Below are 15232 nucleotides of genomic sequence, written 5' to 3'. Positions count from 1 at the left end.
GCGTCAGCGCAGGTGCGCGTTCAGGAAAGCCAGCGCATCCGGAAGCGAAGCCAGGAACGCGCCGCTGTGGTCTCTGCCGGGGTATTCCTCGACCGTGACCCGTATCCCGGGGTTGGCCTCCCGCAGGCGCCTGCCGTAATCGGCGGTGTCGGTGGGAAGGACATCGACGTCGTCGGTGCCGTAGCCGATCATGAGATCACTGGTGAACCGGTCTTGCGGGTATCCGGCCAAGGCGGTGACATCGTCGGCGAAGGTGGGCGTCGGCCGGTCGGGGTCGGCGAACAGCGCCGCCGGTCGGCGGCCCTGCGCGCGTGCGACCAGATCGGAAAGGCATTCATGGGCGGCTTTCGCCACGAATTCCCTGCCGAAATCGGAGAGATACGGCGTGACGCTGCCGGGTTTCCATTCCTCCAGCGAGGCCAGGAAGTACGCCGCGTAGGCGATCTGGTTCTTCGAGCCGGTCGAGGTCGGCCGGAACATCTCCGGAAGGCTCTTGCTCGGGTCGGTGCGCAGACCGGTGGCTACTACCCCGCTCAACCCCGTGGCGGGACCGCCCTTCTCGGCATTCGAGGCCGCCGCGCTCATCGCGGCGTGCGCCCCTTCCGACTGGCCGATCACCACCCAGCTACGCGACAGCGGAAAGGGGGTGTTGCGAATCGCCGCTACCGCGTCCGATATCGACGCTCCCTCGACGTTCGAGTTGTAGTAGCTGAACTGCCCTGCGGTGCCGAGCCCTTGATAGTCGGGAGCCAGCACCGCGTACCCGTCGGCCAGAATCCGATCGAAGTAGGCGGAATTCCGCGAGGACTGCGGGCGGCGCGACGGCGCGCAGGCATCGCCGATGCCCGCCGTCCCATGTGCCCACACCACCAGCGGCCACCCGCCCTGCGGCGGCAGTCCCGCGGGCAGGTACAGCGCACCGGACGCCTGCGCGGGCATTCCGTGCTGATCGGTCGTGGTGTAGACGACCCCGAACGACGCCGCGGCCGCGGCGAACGACCAAGCGGGATCGAGCAGTTCGATGCTGCTCAGCCGTCCGGTTTCCGGACCATCCGCCGCCGCCGACGGCATCGCGACAGCGGCCGCGACGCAGATGCTCATCGCGGCGGCGGCAAGACCGTTCCGCCGAAGCAACCATGGGGACACGCCGCAGAACCATACCGACGCGGGCCGGACAGCATCCCGATCGACACCCGCCAGCAATGACAATTCCGCCGACCGGAACTCGAAGCCCTGCGGCTAACCCGCGGACCGTCGCGGGCGTGTCTGCGCCCCCACCGCCCCGGGGAACCAGCGGTGCATCGTGTACGCGCCCGCCGCGGCGGTGACCGCGAGCGCGATGGCAGCCCCGCCGAGCACGGTGAGGGCGCTGATCGCGCCGACCGCGACCGGACCGGCGAACATGCCGATGTCGTGGGTGAGCCGCCAGGCGCCGAGGAATTCCGCGCGTTGCCCATCGGGTGCGACGTCGGCGCCGACGGTCATGATCAGCCCGTTGCTCATTCCGTTGCCGAGCCCGAGCAGCACGGCGGCGCAGCCTAGACCCAGGACCGAGGAGGTGAACGGCAGCGCGCCGAAACCGAGGGCGAACAGGATCATCGACGGCACGCCGGTGGCACGCCTGCCGTAGCGATCCAGCCACACACCCGCCGGATAGGACATCAGCACGTCCACCGCGCCCGCGACGCCGAACACCAAGCTGGTCGCCGACGCGCTCAAACCGATATGCGCCGCCCACAGCGGCAGCAGCGCCAGCCGGGCGGCGCGTGCCGCACCGACCAGCAACGCCGCGAGGCCCAGTGTGCCGAGGGTTCTGCGGTGCTCGACCACGACCGCTCCCAGCGAATGCCGCACCCCCGCCGCCGCTGCCTCGGGTGATCGGATCGCCGCCATGGCCGCGCCGGAGATCACCGTGGTCACCAGCTGCAACCACAGCCCGCCGTTCGGGCCGAGCGAGTGCACCACGGCCGCACCGAGGAACGGCCCGCAGAAGAAGCCCAGCCGCATGGAACCGGCGAGCGTCGACATCGCGCGCCCGAGGTCACCCGCGGGCACCACGGCCACGAGGTAGGTCTGACGCGCCAGGCCCCACACCGCGCCCGCCGCGCCGCCGAGCAGCATCCCCAGCGCGAGCACCCCGACGTTCGGCGCGACGATCGCCGCGAAAACCCCTACCGTCCCGAGCACCGACCCCACCGCCAACGCGCCGCGTTCCCCGATCCGGGCGACCACCCGCCCCGCGGGCAGGTCGGTGAGCACCATGCCCAATCCGGACAGCGCGACGATGACCCCCGCCAGTCCGGCCGACGCACCCAGGTCCAGCGCGCGCAGCGCGTACATCGGCGCCGCCGCGCCGGACCCGACGCCGTACACCACCATCGGCACGAACACGGTCCAGGTCAACGACCGCAACCGCACGGGCCGCGCGACCTCGCCGACCAGGACGGACCGCTCGCTCATCGCCGTGGCCCCGATCGGCGGGAACCGCCCCGCCACTGCGAGGCTCCGCGCCGATCGGTCGTATGCCGCTCGCCACCGAGCCTCGAAGCGAGCCCGCACCGGGTGCGTGCCGCAGATCCGATACCTTCGGCGAAGTCGACGCCGTCGGCTCGGAGCGTTGCCGCACGTCCGCCGGGCACCCCGTGCGGTGCCACCACGCGACGCACCGATAGATCAGTGGGACAATCCTTTTCGTCCGCGCCGATCACCGCGTCAGCGCGGGCCGGCGGGCGAAGCGGCTGTCGGGGCGGGGCAAGCCGAAGTGGTCGCGCAAGGTGGTGCCGGTGTACTCGGTGCGGAACAACCCGCGCTCCTGGAGGATCGGCACGACCGTTTCGGCGAAGACTTCCAATCCGCCCGGGTAGTACGGCGGCATCACATTGAAGCCGTCGGCGGCGCCGTTGCGGAACCATTCCTCGATGGTGTCGGCGACCTGTTCGGGGGTTCCGGCGAACACCCGGTGACCGCGCGCACCGGCGAGGCGGTGCAGCAGACCGCGCACGGTCGGGCGTTCGCGCTGCACGATGCCCGCGACGACCTGCAACCGGCTCTGGCCGTTGTCGGTCACATCGCCCGCCGCGTCGAACAATTCGACCGGGATCGGCTCGTCCAGCGGCAGGTGCCGCAGGCTGATCCCGACGATGCCCTCCAGCTGCGCCAATCCGTATTCCGGCACGGTGAGCTCGTTGAACTCCCGTTCCAATCGCTTGGCCGCGGCCTCGGTGTCGGCGATGAACGGGCTGATCCCGGGCAGGACCTTGACGTGCTCGGGATTGCGCCCGAAAACGCGGGCACGTTCCTTGATGTCGGTGTAGAACGCCTGCGCGTCGCCGAGCCGCTGATGCGCGGTGAAGATCGCCTCGGCGTACTTGCCCGCGAACGCCCGGCCGTCGTTCGACGCGCCCGCCTGCACCAGCACCGGGTAGCCCTGCGGGGTGCGCGGCGCGTTGAACGGCCCGCGCACCCGCAGGTATTCGCCCTCGAAGTCGATCGGATGGATCTTGTCCGGGTCGGCGTACACGCCGGAGGCCCGGTCGTCGACGATGGCGTCGTCCTCCCAGCTGTCCCACAGCGCGACCACGGCGTCCACGAATTCCCGCGCCCGCGCGTACCGTTCGGCGTGGTCGGGATGCTTGTCCAGGCCGAAGTTCGCCGCGGCGAGATCGGTTCCGGTGGTGACGATGTTCCAGCCCGCGCGGCCGCCGGAGATGTGATCCAGCGTGGAGAACAGCCTGGCCAGGTTGTAGGGCTCGTAGTACGTGGTCGAGGCGGTGGCGATGAGGCCGAGATGCGTCGTGGCCGTGGCGATCGCGGTGAGCAGGGTGATCGGTTCCAGGCCGGAGGCCGCGTTGTGCCGAACATTGGTGCGCAGCGCGGGACCGTCGGCGAAGAACACCGCGTCCAGCTTCGCCGCTTCGGCGGTGCGTCCGATCTCTTGGTAGTAGGCGACGTCGTAGATTCGCTCGGGGCTGCTCCACGGATGGCGCCAGGCGGCCTCGTGGTGGCCGGAGGGGTAGATGAAGGCGTTGAGGCTGAGTTGGCGCGGTGCGGTCGTCATGAGGCTTTCTTCTCGTCGGTAGGTGTGTGCGCGACGTCGACTCCCAGGCTGGCCAGCAGCAGGGATCGGTGTCGCAGGAACGCGGGATCGCCGTGGCGGCGTGGACGTTCCAGGTCGATGCGCTGGTCCACCGCGATGCGCCCGTCGTCGAGCACCAGGACGCGGTCGGCGAGCAGCACCGCCTCGTCCACGTCGTGGGTGACCAGCAGGACGGCGGGCCGATGCTTCGCGCACAGGTCTTGCAGCAGCGCGTGCATCTTGATCCGGGTGAGCGCGTCCAGCGCGCCGAACGGCTCGTCCGCCAGCAGGAGTTCGGGTTCGCGCACCAGCGAACGCGCCAGGGCCACGCGCTGTTGCTCGCCGCCGGACAGCTCCTTGGGCCAGGCATTCTCCCGGCCGGCGAGCCCGACTTCGGCCAGCGCCGCACGACCGCGACCGGCCGCGTCCGGACCACCGAGACCGAGGGTCACGTTGTCCAGCACGCGCGCCCAGGGCAGCAACCGGGAGTCCTGGAACACCACGGAACGCTCGGTGGGCACGCTCAGCTCGCCGGATCCCGGCACGTCGTAGTCCAATTCGGCCAGCGCCCGCAGCAAGGTGCTCTTGCCCGACCCGCTGCGGCCGAGCAGTGCGACGAACTCGCCGCGGGCGATGTCGATATCGAGGTCGCGCAGCACCACCCGGTCGCCGAAGCCACGGCGCAGCCGCCGGGCGCGCACGACGTTCAGTCCCCGAGTGTCTGCCGCCATGACAGCGCCTTCCTTTCCGCCGCCCGCACCAGGATGTCGCCGAACAAGCCGAGCAGGCCGTAGATCACCAGGCCGACGACGATGATGTCGATCTGGCCGTAGGTGCGGGCCTGGGTCATCAGATAGCCGATGCCGCTGGTGGCGTTGACCTGTTCCACCACGACCAGCGCCAGCCACGAGATGGTGACGGCCAGCCGCAGGCCGGTGAAGAAGCCGGGCAGCGATCCGGGCAGCGCGATCCGCCGGACGAACGCCCACCGCGACAGCCCCACCGTCTGGGCGAGTTCCACGTACCTGGCGTCGACGCTGCGCAGGTGCGCGTGGGTGTTCAGGTAGATCGGGATCGCCACGCTGGTGGTGATCACCACCAGCTTCATCTCCTCGCCGATGCCGAACCACACGATGAACAGCGGGATCAGCGCCAGGGTGGGAATGGCGCGCTTGATCTGGATGGGCCCGTCCACCAACGCTTCACCGACGCGGCTCAGCCCGGCCAGCAGCGCCAGCACCAGGCCGATCGCCACGCCGAGCCCGAGCCCGATCGCGGCGCGCTGCACGGAGGTCAGCAGATTGCTCTGTAGCCGGCCGTCGGCGATCAGGTCACCGGCGGTCTCGGCGACCGTCCACGGTGCGGGCAGGGTTTCCGGATCCACTGTGCCCGTGGCGGAACCGACCACCCACGCGGCGACCAGCAGCGCGGGTCCCACGGCGATGCCGAACGGGATCGGGCGGCCCGGCCCCAAGCGCGGCCGGGCCGGTTTGCGTTTCGCCAGTACCGGCTGCGCGGAGCGGCCGAGGCCGATGCGGCGCAGCACCGCGGCGTCCAGGGTCGCCATCAGCGTGCCTTCGGTTCGAACGACGCGCCGCTCTCGGTGACCGCCTGCGTGATCGCGGCGTCGAAGCGCAGGTCGAAACCGTTGGCCGCCCGCACCTTCCTGGGCAGTTCGCCCGCCTTGGCGATGGCGTCGATGGTGGACTGCTGGCGGTCGACGAGCTGCTGGTCCAGATGCGGGAAGACATAGGTGCCCAGTGAGTCCACGATGCGCTTGGCGTCGTCGGCGCTCACCTTCTGGTTCTCCACGTAGTACCGGCGCGCCCACTCCTCCGGGTGGGTGTTGGCCCACTGGTAGGCCCGGACGAACGCACCGACCAATGCGCGGGTGGCGGCCGCCTTCGCCGGGTCCCGCACGACGGCGCGGCGGGCATACAGGTAGGCGAGGCCGCCGTAGATGCCCGCGGTCTCGGAATCGGGGACCAGCGAGGCGCCCGGTGTGCGCAGGAATCGGGTGACGTTCGGCTCGATCAGCGGCGCGACATCGACCTGGCCGGTGCGCACCGCGTCGGGGAACTCGGCCAGTTGCAGCCGGATCAGCTGCACGTCGGAGGTGGTGAGCCCGGCCTTGTCGATGGCGCGCAGCACGGCGGCCTGCTGGGCCGTGCCCTCGGCGTAGGCGATCTTCCTGCCCTTCAGATCGGTGAGCTTCGGTACCGTCTTGCCCGGCGCCACCGCGAGTTTCAAGGCGGTGGTGCTGGTCTGGTAGGACGCGACGATCGGCACGTCCTGCCCCGCCACCAGTGCGTGGATCGGCGGGACGTCGCCGACCTGCGCGACGTCGGCGGCGCCTGCGCGGAAGGCCTCCAGGATGGCGGGGCCGCCGACGAAGTTTGCGAACTCCACCTTGAACGGGAGCTTGTCGAGTTCGCCGGAGATGCGCAGCACGGACTGCAGGCGCTCGGACTGGTCGGCGACCACGAGAGTGGTCCCGGCGGGAACCTCGGTGGGCAGTGGTCCGTCGGCGGTGGGACCGACCGGCTCGTCGTCCTTCGCGCAGCCGGTGAGTCCGAGTGTCGCAACGGTTGCCACGGCGAGCAATGCGGCGGTCGTGCGGCCGCGGCGGCCGGACCGGAACGTACTTGGTCGGAACATAGGCGAATTACAGCAAGGGGAAACCGGCCGGGATACGGTTTGTCTCAGCCTGGTTCGAACCCCTCAGCGCGGCGGCGCGGCCACCATCGTCGACCGGACCTGCTGCTGGTAGCGCTGCAGGAACGGCAGAATCTGCTGCTCGATCACCGTGTTGTATTCCCGTGGGCGCTGCATCGGGTTGGCGTGCCCGGTGTTTCGCGCGAGCACCACCAGCAGTGTGCCGTCCACGCCGCCGGATCGCTCGATCAGCGCCCGGTGGGAGTACTCGACGTCGACCACGCGGTCGGAGCTCGCGTCGCGCGGCCGGATGAAGACGATGGCGGGTCGCGGCTTGTCCGCGACGGGCTGGGCCAGAGTGCGCAAGTCGTCGGTCGCGCCACCGGCCACGATCGCGGTGAACTGGGATTCGATGAGACCGTTGCTCGCGGCGTCGCGTGAGACGATCTTGTCCCGCATCACTTCCGCCAGCACCTCGCCGAGCTTGCCGAACTCGAGCCCGAACGGCCCGTCGCCGCGGTCGAGGAAACGGTCCCGGCGGGCGTAGGTCTCCACGGCCAGCCGCAGGCTGCGGCTTTCCCGGGCGCCGGGCAGCCAGCCCATCCAGCGCAGCATGTCCTCCCCGCGACCGCGGCTCTCCGGACGGACCGCGTTCAAGTCCACCGGTGTGCAGTCCAGGATGACCCCGGCCAGCCTGCGGTCGCTGTCGCGGTGGATGTGCTCGGCCACCTCGAGCGCGATCACGCCGCCCATGCTGTGGCCGACGAGCACGACGTTGCGCAGGCCGGACAGTTCGGCGGCGCGGACGATGAGGTCGGCGATCACCTTGGTGTCGATGCCCTGGTTGTCGTAGCGGATCGCCCACACCATGCCCATCCGGCGCAGCGCGGGCAGCGCGGCGGCGGTGTCACTGGCATCGAGCCCGCCGAGCCCGACCAGGTCCACCACGACGGTGTCCCAGTTCTGCGAGTCCGCCGGCGGGGCGACGGGCAGGATGGCGGGCTCGGTGCGCGCCAGTCGCGCTTGTTCCGGCGCGACATCGTACTTCCAGTACTGCGCGAACACCACGAGTCCGGCCAGCAGCAGTGCGGCCACCCGAAGCAGCGTCACCTTGGTACGGCGCAACGTCTTCCACCCGTGCCCCAGGCTCGTGTCCCGCAGCCGAGCTCGGCGTCGCGCGTCGTCCCAGTCGGAGACGGTGGACGGGTGCCGGGCGTCCATCGGCGACATCCATCCCACTGTAGGCACGGGTGCGGAGGGTCGCCACGTACCCGCTACCGCTCAGCGTGCCGCCGCGCGCACGGCCACGAGTTTGCCCGACGAGACGCACCGACCGGGTCTTTGTCTTCGGGTGCGACGGCTTCCGGCAACAGCGGCGGGCACTGACTTCGACATCGGTGCCGCCCCCGGGGTCGTGCAGCGAGCAGGTGATGGTTTTGCTCACCGGTCGCCGCAGGGTCGACGGGTTCGCACGAGATGATCTGCCTCACTGTTCGTACGGAACCAGCCGTGCGAAACGCACCGTGGTGGGTGTCACTGCGCGCGGTGGTCTTGCCGGTGCCGGTGGGTTCGTCGTAGGTATGTCGCCAAACGGCCCGGCTCGTCAGCGAAAAGGCGACCAGGCGGGATCGAACCACCCCGCGGCGGCGGCGGTGAATCGCGCGCGCTGCCAGCCGCCCGCGCCTTCCGGCACCGAACCCACCAGGTCGACGCCGGTGACGCGGGGCAGATCGGTACGGTTGCACTCGGCGGCGAGGTCCGGTTCGGCGGGCCAGGAGCCGATCACCAGGCCCGCGCACCGCACGCCCGCCGATTGCAGTGCGCGGGTGGTCAGTTCGGTGTGGTTGAGCGTGCCCAGCCCCGCGGCGGTGACCAGCAGGACGGGTGCGCCGAGTTTCTGGGCGAGGTCGAGCAAGGTGAAATCGCCCAGGCGCACCAGCAGTCCGCCCGCGCCCTCGACCAGGACCAGGTCGGCGTCCGCCAGGGAGTCGACGGCGGCGGCGGTGTCGGCGAGCGTCAGCTCCGGCAGCCCGGCGCGGCGGGCGGCGGTGTCGGGCGCCAACGGGTCCGGGTAGCGGGCGAGTTCGACCGTCCGGGTGACGCCCGACAGCCGCTCGATCTCCGCGAGGTCACCCGGTTCGCCTGCCGCGACACCGGTCTGGCCCGGCTTGCACACCGCCACCGAACGACCGGTTGCCCGCGCCACGGCGGCGACGGCCGCGGTGACGACGGTCTTGCCGACGTCGGTGGAGGTTCCGGTGATCAGCAGGACGGTCACGCGGGCACCGCCTCTCGCGCCTCGGCCAGCACCTCGCCGAGCACCGCCGCGATGGCATCGAGTTCGGCCGCGGTGAGGTTCGCCCGAGCGGTCAGGCGCAGTCGCGACGTGCCCTCCGGAACCGTCGGCGGACGGAAGCAACCCACGTCCAGCCCGCGTGCCCGGCAGGCCTGAGCGGCGTCGAAGGCCACCTGCGCCGGGCCGAGCACGACCGACACCACCGCCGACGGCGGCGTGGGCACCCCGGCGATCCGGGCGATGTCGGCGGCGCGGTCCAGCACCCGATCGGCCAGCTCCGGTGCGGAGCGCAGCAGGCGCAGCGCGGCCCGCGCGGCGCCGACGGCGGCGGGCGCGAGACCGGTATCGAAGATGAACGTACGCGCGGCATCGATGAGGTGGGCGCGCACCCGCGCACTGGCCAGCACCACACCGCCCTGCGCGGCAAGGGATTTGGACAGCGTGGCGGTGATCACCAGGTCCGGCGCCCCCGCCAGCCCGCACTCGTGCACCAGCCCGCGCCCGCCCGCGCCGCGCACGCCGAGACCGTGCGCCTCGTCCACCACGAGCACCGCCGCGTTGGCCCTGGTCACCCGGTGCAGTTCGGTCAGTGGCGCGAGATCGCCGTCGGCGCTGAACACCGAATCGGTGAGGACCAGCGCGCGTTCCTCGGTGCGCTCCGACAGCAGCCGGTCCACCGCAGCGACGTCGCGATGTGGCGCGATCTCCACCCGGGCGCGCGACAGCCTGCACGCGTCCACCAGTGAGGCGTGACTACCGGCGTCGGAGATCACGAGCGAGCCGCGCCCGGCGAGCGCGGTGACCGCGCCCAGGTTGGCCGCGTACCCGGAGGCGAACACGAGTCCCGCTTCGGCGCCGACGAATTCGGCCAGCTCCGTCTCCAGCAGTTCGTGCTCCGCGGTGGTGCCGGTGACCAGGCGCGACCCGGTCGCCCCCGCGCCCCAGCGGCGCACCGCGTCGATGGCGCCTTCGATCACCTCGGGGTGGCGGACCAGGCCCAGGTAGTCGTTGGAGGCGAGATCGATCGACGACGCCTGTGCGGCGCGCGGGCGCAGCTCGCGGCGCAGTCCCGCGGCCACGCGCGCGGACGCGCGTTCGTCCAACCAGCTCAGCGGATCGGTAGTCACAGCTCCGCAGCATACTTGAACGCTGTTCAGGACGCCTGCCCACCGGCCGCTGGTACCGTTGAGCCAACGTTGGTGGTTGTCACCGGCCTGCGGTGGCGAAGTTTCACCGGGGAGGAATACGGCCGGATGCCGCGGTGGGCGATAGTCGTCGAGGAAACAACGGGCTCGGGGGAGCAGAAGCGCTGGTCACCCCGGATTCTCACCGAAGTGGTCGGCACGCGCGCGCAGGCATTGGCGAAGCTGGCAGGCGTGCTGCCCACCTACACCCCGGAACATCCCAAACTGCGCGGCCGCCGCATCGTCCTGCGCGACGGCGACACCTACTTGCTGATGGTTCGTGGCTGGTCGGACGATTACCACTGCATATTCCGGGTGTGGGAGATGGTGTCGGACAGCGATCGTCCGGATATCCCCGGCACCCCGCACGACAAGCTCACGGACCGGTGAACCAATTCGGCGTATCGAGCCGGAACACCTCGCCGGGCGTCAGCAAGCGCAGATCGCGTTCCAACTCGGCCAGCCGGTGCGCGCCGAGCAGCTTCGCCCAGCGGTCGTGGATCCGGTCGAAGGCGTGCGCCGATCGGGTCAAGACGTCCTCGGCGCGCTCGGTCAGCGCGTAGACCTTGCGGCGCGCGTCGGTCGGATCGTGCCCACGGCGCAGGTAGCCCTGCCGCTCGAGCGTCTCGATGTGCTTGCCCGCGGCTTGTTTCGAGACGCCGAGCGCGCGCCCGAGATCCGCGGCCGTGCAACCGTAGGGTCCGCCCGCGCGGCCGACCGCCTGGAAGACGAAGCCGTGCATCGGCCGCAACTCGGCATGCCCGTGCTCGGCCAGTTCGGCGTGCACCTCGTCGACCACGGCGCGGAAGCCGAGCAGCATGCGCAGCGGCAACTCGTAGCCACCCGCGTCACTTGACATGATGGACAACCTCGTTGACTATATGGACAACCATGTTGTCCATATTAGGTGGTAGCCCGATGACCGTCATCCGACACTCCGACACCCGCCGCACCGAAACCCCGAGCGGCGTCATGACCACACTCGCCTCCCCCACCCAGGGCGGCTCCGGGCTCGCGCTGTGGCGGGTCGAGGTCCCCGCGGACACGGCCGGACCGCTGCACTTCATCGACGCCGAACAGATCTGGACCGTCCTCGCCGGACGCGTCGACATCGCCCTCGACAGCACGGAACTCACTGCCGCCGAGGGCGATACGGTGATCCTCCCGGCGAACGTCCTGCGGCAGGTGCGCACCGGGAACGGCTTCACCGCCATCGTCACCGCACCGGCGGGCGCCCGCGCCGGAACACCGGACGGCGACGGCACGATCGTCCCGCCGTGGATCGCCTGACCGGTCACCGAGCGGTCTGCGCGGCCACCGCGGCGCGCATCCCGGCGGTGATCGTCGCGATGTCGGCGGAGGTGCTGATGAACGGCGGCATGGTGTACACCAGGTTGCGGAACGGACGTAGCCACACCCCGGCGGCCACCGCGGCGTCGGTCGCGGCGCGCATGTCCACCGGACGGTCCAGCTCGATCACGCCGATCGCGCCGAGCACCCGCGCCTCCACCACACCGGGCAGGCCGCGCACCGGAGCCAGGCCCGCCGCCAGCTTCGCCTCGATCCGGGCCACCTCGCCGCGCCAGTCGCGCGAGCGCAGCAACTCGATCGACGCGACGGCGACCGCGCAAGCCAGCGGGTTGCCCATGAATGTGGGACCGTGCATGAGCCCGCCGTGCGCCGCGCTGATCGTCTCGGCGATCCGCGTGGTGCACAGCGCGGCGGCGAGGGTGAGATAGCCGCCGGTCAGCGCTTTGCCGACGCACATCACATCCGGGCTCACGCCTGCCACGTCCGCCGCGAACAGCGTTCCGGTGCGGCCGAATCCGGTCGCGATCTCGTCGAAGACCAGCAGTACTCCGTGTTCGTCGCACAGCCTGCGCAGGTCGGTGAGATAGCCGGGATGGTGCCAGCGCATCCCGCCCGCACCCTGGACGAGCGGCTCCACGACGACCGCCGCTAGTTCGCCCGCGTGCGCGGCGATCAGGCGCTCCAGTTCCGCCGCGTACTCCGGCCGGTACTCGCTCGGCGGCACCGGCGCGAACACCTGGTTCACCAGGATGTCGGTCCACAGCGAGTGCATGCCGCCCTCGGGGTCGCACACGCTCATCGGCGTGAACGTGTCGCCGTGGTACCCGCCGCGCCAGGTGAGCAGCCGCCGCTTCTCCGGTTTGCCCAGCGAGCGCCAGTACTGCAGGCACATCTTCACGGCGACCTCGACCGACACCGACCCGGAGTCGCACAGGAACACTTTGTCCAGTCCGGCCGGTGTCGATTCGACCAGCAGTTCGGCCAGCCGGGCCGCGGGCTCGTGGGTGAGCCCGCCGAACATCACGTGACTCATCCGCCGCGACTGGTCGACCAGCGCGGCGTCGAGCACCGGATGCCGGTAACCGTGGATGGCGGCCCACCAGGAACTCATGCCGTCGACCACCTCGCGGCCGTCGGCCAAGGTCAGCCTGGTACCGGCGGCGGCGGTCACCACCAGCGGTTCGGTCGTGGCGGGGAAACCGCCGTAGGGATGCCAGACGTGTTCGGCGTCGAGTGCGGTGATCTCGTCGGGGGTCAGTGCCACAGGAATCCTCGCGTCACGGCCCCGGCCGTCCGGGGCGGCTTGAACGCCGTTCAAGTTAGCACCCGAGCTGGCCGACTCCCTCGGGCAGGTCGGCGGAGTCCGGCCGTTTCCCGCCCGAGCGGGCCGGTGTCCGGCCTTCCCGCAACGGGCCGGACCCAGCGGTCTCCAGCGCATCGCGGTACTTCTCGGCTACCGCCGCCCCTGGCCGGAAAACGCCTCCGACCTCCCCTGATCCGATCGGCCGGAACCACCCGCACTGCGAAATGCCCCGCTGGCGCTACTGTCGTTGCCATGGCTCAGCCCGACGCAGCGCCCGGCGACGCGACCCCACTGGGTGTCTGGCCCGGCACCGCCTATCCCCTCGGGGCCACCTACGACGGCGCGGGCACCAATTTCTCGGTGTTCTCGGAGGTTGCCGACGCGGTCGAACTCTGTCTGATCGACGGGGACGGCGCCGAGACGCGGATCGCGCTCGACGAGGTCGACGGCTATGTATGGCATGCCTACCTTCCCGCGATCGATCCCGGTCAGCGCTACGGATTCCGGGTGCACGGCCCCTACGACCCCGACCGCGGCTTGCGCTGCGACCCGAGCAAGTTGCTGCTCGATCCGTACGGCAAGGCGTTCGACGGCGACTTCGACGATGATCCCTCGCTCTACACCTATGGACTGGACTCGCTCGGCCACACCATGACCGGCGTGGTGATCAACCCGTACTTCGACTGGGGCGCCGACCGCGCGCCCAACCGCCCCTACCACGAGACCGTGATCTACGAGGCGCACGTCAAAGGCATGACGATGACCCATCCCGACGTGCCCGAGGAATTGCGCGGCACCTACTCGGGCATCGCGCACCCCGCGATCGTGGATCACTTGAAGGGGTTGGGCGTCACCGCGATCGAGCTGATGCCGGTGCACCAGTTCCTGCACGACCGTGTGCTGCTGGACCAGGGACTGCGCAATTACTGGGGCTACAACAGCTTCGGCTACCTCGCGCCGCACAACGGGTACGCGGCGATGGACCGCGCCGGGTCGGCGGTCACCGAGTTCAAGGCGATGGTGCGCGCACTGCACGCCGAGGGCATCGAGGTGATCCTCGACGTGGTCTACAACCACACCGCCGAGGGCAACCATCGCGGTCCGACGATCGGCTTCCGCGGCATCGACAACGCCGCCTATTACCGCCTGGTCGACGACGATCCCTCGCACTACATGGATTACACGGGCACCGGCAACAGCCTCAACGTGCGCCACCCGCACACCTTGCAGCTGATCATGGACTCGCTGCGCTACTGGGTCCTGGAGATGCACGTCGACGGCTTCCGCTTCGATCTGGCCGCGACGCTGGCGCGGGAGCTGCACGACGTGGACCGGCTGTCGACCTTCTTCGACCTGGTGCAGCAGGATCCGGTGGTGAGCCAGGTCAAGCTCATCGCCGAACCGTGGGATGTCGGCGAGGGCGGCTACCAGGTCGGCAATTTTCCCGGCCTGTGGACGGAATGGAACGGCAAGTTCCGCGACACCGTGCGCGACTACTGGCGCGGCGAACCGGCGACGCTGGGCGAGTTCGCCTCTCGGCTCACCGGCTCCTCGGACCTCTACGAGGCCACCGGCCGCAGGCCGAGCGCGAGCATCAACTTCGTCACCGCGCACGACGGATTCACGTTGCACGACCTGGTGTCCTACAACGAGAAACACAACGAGGCCAACGGCGAGGACAACCGGGACGGCGAGAGCTGGAACCGCTCGTGGAACTGCGGCGCCGAAGGGCCGACCGACGATCCGGACATCCTCGCCCTGCGCGCCAGGCAGAGCCGCAACCTGCTCGCGACGCTGATGCTCAGCCAGGGTGTGCCGATGCTCGCGCACGGCGACGAGATGGGCCGCACCCAGCACGGCAACAACAACGTCTACTGCCAGGACTCGCCGCTGGCCTGGATGGACTGGTCGCTGCGGGAGGAGAACGCCGAGCTGCTCGAATTCACCCGCGCGGTGATCGCGTTGCGCACCGAGCACCCGGTCTTCCGGCGCCGCCGCTTCCTGGCGGGCGGCCCGACCCGTTCGGCGGGCGACGCCCGCGACATCGCCTGGCTCACCCCCTCCGGCGAGGAGATGACCGAAGCGGATTGGGACAGCGGATTCGGCAAGTCGCTGGCGGTCTACCTCAACGGCGAGGCGATTCCCGAGCCCGGCCCCCGCGGCGAACGGATCACCGATGACTCGTTCCTGCTGTGTTTCAACGCCCACGACGAGGCCATCGACTTCGTGCTACCTCGCACCGGCGACGGCGGGGAATGGTCGGTGGCACTGGATTGCTCGACGCCGACCGGTCTGGCCGACGCCGGATACCCCGGTGGCGCGACCGTCACCGTCGAAGCTCGCTGTCTCCTCGTCCTCCGCCAGGCCTCCTGACCAGAATGCCGATGAACCCACCCGATTCCACCGAG

General features: G+C 70.3%; 14 protein-coding genes. 3 read left to right on the top strand and 11 right to left on the bottom strand.

Annotated elements, in window-relative coordinates; translation table 11 throughout:
• Positions 1-3: 3 nt before the first annotated feature.
• From ACZ6DL_RS30020 to ACZ6DL_RS29980, 9 genes are all read right to left on the bottom strand, one after another.
• The gene (locus tag ACZ6DL_RS30020; protein ID WP_466056149.1) at positions 4-1146 is read right to left on the bottom strand and encodes an alpha/beta hydrolase family protein; all 1143 of its coding nucleotides are present in this window, start codon (positions 1144-1146) and stop codon (positions 4-6) included.
• 93 nt (positions 1147-1239) lie between these two features.
• The gene (locus ACZ6DL_RS30015; RefSeq protein WP_466056147.1) at positions 1240-2460 is read right to left on the bottom strand and encodes an MFS transporter; all 1221 of its coding nucleotides are present in this window, start codon (positions 2458-2460) and stop codon (positions 1240-1242) included.
• A 244-nt stretch (positions 2461-2704) separates the two neighbouring features.
• A complete protein-coding gene (locus tag ACZ6DL_RS30010; RefSeq protein WP_466056145.1) occupies positions 2705-4057 on the bottom strand; it encodes an LLM class flavin-dependent oxidoreductase in 1353 nt (450 codons plus the stop codon).
• Complete coding sequence (locus ACZ6DL_RS30005) at positions 4054-4806, bottom strand: ABC transporter ATP-binding protein (RefSeq protein ID WP_466056143.1); 753 nt, start codon at positions 4804-4806, stop codon at positions 4054-4056. Before ACZ6DL_RS30005 ends, ACZ6DL_RS30010 begins: the two co-directional genes overlap by 4 nt.
• A complete protein-coding gene (locus tag ACZ6DL_RS30000; protein ID WP_466056141.1) occupies positions 4782-5642 on the bottom strand; it encodes an ABC transporter permease in 861 nt (286 codons plus the stop codon). The genes ACZ6DL_RS30005 and ACZ6DL_RS30000 overlap by 25 nt, the downstream gene beginning before the upstream one ends.
• Positions 5642-6733, bottom strand: coding sequence for an ABC transporter substrate-binding protein (locus ACZ6DL_RS29995; RefSeq protein WP_466056140.1), 1092 nt, complete (start codon positions 6731-6733; stop codon positions 5642-5644). Before ACZ6DL_RS29995 ends, ACZ6DL_RS30000 begins: the two co-directional genes overlap by 1 nt.
• A 63-nt stretch (positions 6734-6796) precedes the next feature.
• Positions 6797-7960 carry an alpha/beta hydrolase gene (locus ACZ6DL_RS29990; RefSeq protein WP_466056139.1) on the bottom strand — a complete coding sequence of 388 codons (1164 nt, stop codon included), beginning with the start codon at positions 7958-7960 and terminating at the stop codon, positions 6797-6799.
• 373 nt (positions 7961-8333) lie between these two features.
• Positions 8334-9008 carry a dethiobiotin synthase gene (gene bioD / locus ACZ6DL_RS29985; RefSeq protein ID WP_466056137.1) on the bottom strand — a complete coding sequence of 225 codons (675 nt, stop codon included), beginning with the start codon at positions 9006-9008 and terminating at the stop codon, positions 8334-8336.
• Positions 9005-10153, bottom strand: a complete 1149-nt coding sequence (locus ACZ6DL_RS29980) for an 8-amino-7-oxononanoate synthase (RefSeq protein ID WP_466056135.1) — start codon at positions 10151-10153, stop codon at positions 9005-9007. Before ACZ6DL_RS29980 ends, bioD begins: the two co-directional genes overlap by 4 nt.
• A gap of 72 nt (positions 10154-10225) precedes the next feature.
• On the opposite strand from ACZ6DL_RS29980, the gene ACZ6DL_RS29975 reads away from it, so the two are divergent.
• Positions 10226-10600 (top strand): hypothetical protein, encoded by a 375-nt coding sequence (locus ACZ6DL_RS29975; protein ID WP_466056133.1) that lies wholly within the window; start codon positions 10226-10228, stop codon positions 10598-10600.
• On the opposite strand, the gene ACZ6DL_RS29970 is transcribed toward ACZ6DL_RS29975, so the two are convergent.
• Complete coding sequence (locus tag ACZ6DL_RS29970; RefSeq protein WP_466056131.1) at positions 10587-11069, bottom strand: MarR family winged helix-turn-helix transcriptional regulator; 483 nt, start codon at positions 11067-11069, stop codon at positions 10587-10589. The genes ACZ6DL_RS29975 and ACZ6DL_RS29970 overlap by 14 nt on opposite strands.
• 59 nt (positions 11070-11128) lie before the next feature.
• Here ACZ6DL_RS29970 and ACZ6DL_RS29965 point away from each other — a divergent pair, with 59 nt between their 5' ends.
• Positions 11129-11500, top strand: coding sequence for a cupin domain-containing protein (locus ACZ6DL_RS29965; protein ID WP_466056130.1), 372 nt, complete (start codon positions 11129-11131; stop codon positions 11498-11500).
• A 4-nt stretch (positions 11501-11504) separates the two neighbouring features.
• On the opposite strand, the gene ACZ6DL_RS29960 is transcribed toward ACZ6DL_RS29965, so the two are convergent.
• Positions 11505-12785, bottom strand: coding sequence for an adenosylmethionine--8-amino-7-oxononanoate transaminase (locus ACZ6DL_RS29960; RefSeq protein ID WP_466056128.1), 1281 nt, complete (start codon positions 12783-12785; stop codon positions 11505-11507).
• Between the two features lie 291 nt (positions 12786-13076).
• On the opposite strand from ACZ6DL_RS29960, the gene glgX reads away from it, so the two are divergent.
• Positions 13077-15197: a glycogen debranching protein GlgX gene (gene glgX, locus ACZ6DL_RS29955; RefSeq protein WP_466056126.1), complete on the top strand. Its 2121-nt coding sequence runs from the start codon at positions 13077-13079 to the stop codon at positions 15195-15197.
• The last annotated feature ends 35 nt before the right edge of the window (positions 15198-15232 follow it).

Source organism: Nocardia sp. NPDC041819, assembly GCF_055590505.1.
Note: the sequence above shows the minus strand (reverse complement) of the source record. Positions and strands in the feature narration are given on the sequence as shown.

Bases quoted from the DNA above. Each gene is read 5' to 3' on its own strand.
- ACZ6DL_RS30015 (WP_466056147.1), bottom strand. From the start codon at position 2,460: ATGAGCGAGCGGTCCGTCCTGGTCGGCGAGGTCGCGCGGCCCGTGCGG.
- ACZ6DL_RS30010 (WP_466056145.1), bottom strand. From the start codon at position 4,057: ATGACGACCGCACCGCGCCAACTCAGCCTCAACGCCTTCATCTACCCC.
- ACZ6DL_RS30005 (WP_466056143.1), bottom strand. From the start codon at position 4,806: ATGGCGGCAGACACTCGGGGACTGAACGTCGTGCGCGCCCGGCGGCTG.
- ACZ6DL_RS30000 (WP_466056141.1), bottom strand. From the start codon at position 5,642: ATGGCGACCCTGGACGCCGCGGTGCTGCGCCGCATCGGCCTCGGCCGC.
- ACZ6DL_RS29995 (WP_466056140.1), bottom strand. From the start codon at position 6,733: ATGTTCCGACCAAGTACGTTCCGGTCCGGCCGCCGCGGCCGCACGACC.
- ACZ6DL_RS29990 (WP_466056139.1), bottom strand. From the start codon at position 7,960: ATGTCGCCGATGGACGCCCGGCACCCGTCCACCGTCTCCGACTGGGAC.
- ACZ6DL_RS29970 (WP_466056131.1), bottom strand. From the start codon at position 11,069: ATGTCAAGTGACGCGGGTGGCTACGAGTTGCCGCTGCGCATGCTGCTC.
- ACZ6DL_RS29965 (WP_466056130.1), top strand. From the start codon at position 11,129: ATGACCGTCATCCGACACTCCGACACCCGCCGCACCGAAACCCCGAGC.
- glgX (WP_466056126.1), top strand. From the start codon at position 13,077: ATGGCTCAGCCCGACGCAGCGCCCGGCGACGCGACCCCACTGGGTGTC.